Source organism: Aquabacterium sp. UBA2148, from assembly GCF_002328915.1.
Lineage (GTDB): Bacteria > Pseudomonadota > Gammaproteobacteria > Burkholderiales > Burkholderiaceae_C > Aquabacterium > Aquabacterium parvum.
In genome coordinates this window covers 5,370-7,853 of sequence record NZ_DCXA01000236.1, presented here as the reverse complement: position 1 = coordinate 7,853, position 2,484 = coordinate 5,370, and the positions used below count along the sequence as shown (strand labels likewise).

The following is a 2,484-nucleotide window of genomic DNA, read 5'->3' as shown; positions in this document are numbered from 1 at the left end:
CGGTGGTGCCCCGCGCAGGGCCGGCTCACACCCAGCCCACCCAGCGAGCCACGCACCACCCGCCGCACGAAAACCAACCCAACCAACAGCCAAGGTGCTCAGACCGCGTCCACCTGCTGCCTGATCACCTGCGGCGCCATGCTGGGCACCGCCCTGGCGATGCGCTCACGCAGTGCTTTCACGCGTGGGTGGTCCCAGTGCTTGTCGAAGAAGTAGTGCATCACGGTGTTGACCAGCGGCTCGACGAAGGTGACGACACCGGCCACCGTGACGCTGCCCGTCATGGCGTAGGTCACGCTGAAGGCCGTGATCACGTGCATCACGCCGAATGTTGCGGTCTTGGCCATGGTGAGCTCCTTTGCTGGGTGAAACGCCGAGATGTTTTTGAGAATGGTTCTCATTGTTCGGGGTTGGGTGCAAAAGATCCAGGCAATTGCTCAAATTGTTTTGATAGATTTCGTTGATGGGTGGGGCGTGGAGGCCACAACGCGTGGCGTCCCAGGGCAGCCCCCCTCGGCGCACCCGGGGCTTTGTTGAATACTCCACGGATTGCCTGGAGCCCGACCATGACCCTGTCTCGCCCGACCTCTCCCGCCTCTCGCCAGCGTGGCCGCATGGCCTGGATCGCTTCCTGGGCCACGCCCCTGGTGGCCGCTGCGGCCTACCTGCTGTTCTGGCCCATCCCTGTCTCGCCGGTGCCCTGGGAGGCCCCCAAGGACGCGGGCTACACCGGTGCCCACCAGCCCAACGAGCGGCTCAAGGGCCTGCAGCGCATCGCCCTGGGCGAGGGGCAGAGCGGGCCGGAGCACATGGTGGCCCACCAGGGCTGGCTCTACACCGGTCTGAGCAATGGCGAGGTCATCCGGGTCGACACCGCCACCACCGGCAAGCGCGAGACGGTGCTCAACACCGGCGGTCGACCACTGGGCCTGGATGTGGACGAGCAGGGGCGCCTGCTGATCGCCGACGCCTACAAGGGCCTGTTGCGTGTGAGCGGCCAGGGCGCTCAGGCAAAGGTTGAGCCCATCCTCACGAAGGTGTCGCACCCCGTGCCCGATGACCCGGTCCGTTATGCCGACGCTGTCAAGGTGGGCCCGGGTGGCACGCTGTGGCTGACGGACGCCTCGCGGCGCTTCGGGGCCCAGGAAAGCGGCGGCACCTTCGAAGCCAGCGTGCTCGACATCCTCGAGCACAGCTGCTCCGGCCGCCTGATCGCGCAGGACCCGGCCACCCTGCAGGCCCGCGTGGCCCTGACCGGCCTGTGCTTCCCCAATGGCATTGCCTTCTCGGCCGACGGCAAGCAGATGTTCTTGTCCGAGACTGCGACTTACCGCGTGCTCGCCATCGACCTGGCCAAGCTTTCGCTGGTGCGCACTTTTGATGGCCACGTCGGCGTGCCCACCATCCAGCAGGCCATGCAACAAGGCGCCGCCAAGGTGCTGATCGACAACCTGCCCGGCTACCCCGACAACCTGATCCGGGGCGAGGGCGGGCGCATCTGGGTGGGCCTGACCAAGCCGCGCAGCCCGGTCATCGATGCCGCAGCCCAGCACCCCATCATGCGCTCGATCACGCTGCGCCTGCCTCGCGCCCTGTGGCCTGTGCCCAAGGCTTATGGTCACGTGATCGCATTCGATGACACCGGTCGCATCCTGGCTGACCTGCAGGACCCGAGCGGCGCCTACCCTGAAACCACCGCGGTGACCGAAGCCGACGGCAAGTGGTTCGTGCAGAGCCTGCACGCGCACGACATCGGTTGGATGCCGGCTCAGGCCGATCAGCCAGCCCAGCCCTGAAGCAGCCGCCAGGCGTCCCAGCCGGTCTTGCCGACCAGCGCCGCGACCACGACCAGGAACACCCCGCGCACGAAGCCTGCGCCGTGCCTCAACGCCAGCTTCGTGCCCACGCTGCTGCCCAGCACATTGGCCACGGCCATGGGCAAAGCCAGCGCCCACACCACGTGTCCGGCCGGGATGAACCAGGCCAGCGCGGCCACGTTGGTGGCGAAGTTCAGGCGCTTGGCCGCTGCGCTGGCGTGCAGGAAGTCCCAACCCAGGCAGCGCACCAGCGCGAACACGAAGAAGCTGCCCGTGCCCGGGCCGAACACGCCGTCGTAAAAGCCGATGAGGCCGCCCAGGCCTGTGGCGGTGAGCGCTTCCGCTCGGGATGAGAGGTGCGGCGCATGCGTGTGCCCCAGGTCCTTGCGCCACAAGGTGTAGGCCCACACGGCCGTGAGCACCAGGGGCAGGGCCAGCCTGAATCGGTCAGCGGGCACGCGCGTGGCCAGCCAGGCCCCGATGAGCCCGCCCAGCATGGCCGCCACGATGGCACCCAGCAGCCGCTTCGACGGCAATTTCACGCGCTTGGCGAACTGCCAGGCCGACCAGCCCGTGCCCCAGATGGACGCGGCCTTGTTCGTGCCCAGCAGCGTGGCCGGCACCGCTTGCGGGAACAGCGCGAACAGCGAGGGCACGATGATCAGCC

3 protein-coding genes are annotated in these 2,484 nt (G+C 67.8%); 1 reads left to right on the top strand and 2 read right to left on the bottom strand.

Going from position 1 to position 2,484, the window contains the following annotated elements:
• Positions 1–98: 98 nt before the first annotated feature.
• Positions 99–347, bottom strand: coding sequence for a DUF2061 domain-containing protein (locus tag B2W70_RS13330; protein ID WP_286746367.1), 249 nt, complete (start codon positions 345–347; stop codon positions 99–101).
• A 219-nt stretch (positions 348–566) separates the two neighbouring features.
• On the opposite strand from B2W70_RS13330, the gene B2W70_RS13325 reads away from it, so the two are divergent.
• Positions 567–1,796 (top strand): SMP-30/gluconolactonase/LRE family protein, encoded by a 1,230-nt coding sequence (locus B2W70_RS13325; protein WP_286746365.1) that lies wholly within the window; start codon positions 567–569, stop codon positions 1,794–1,796.
• Here the strand turns inward: B2W70_RS13325 and B2W70_RS13320 are convergent.
• A partial coding sequence (locus B2W70_RS13320) for a sulfite exporter TauE/SafE family protein (RefSeq protein ID WP_286746363.1) occupies positions 1,778–2,484 on the bottom strand: 707 nt, incomplete at its 5' end. The genes B2W70_RS13325 and B2W70_RS13320 overlap by 19 nt on opposite strands.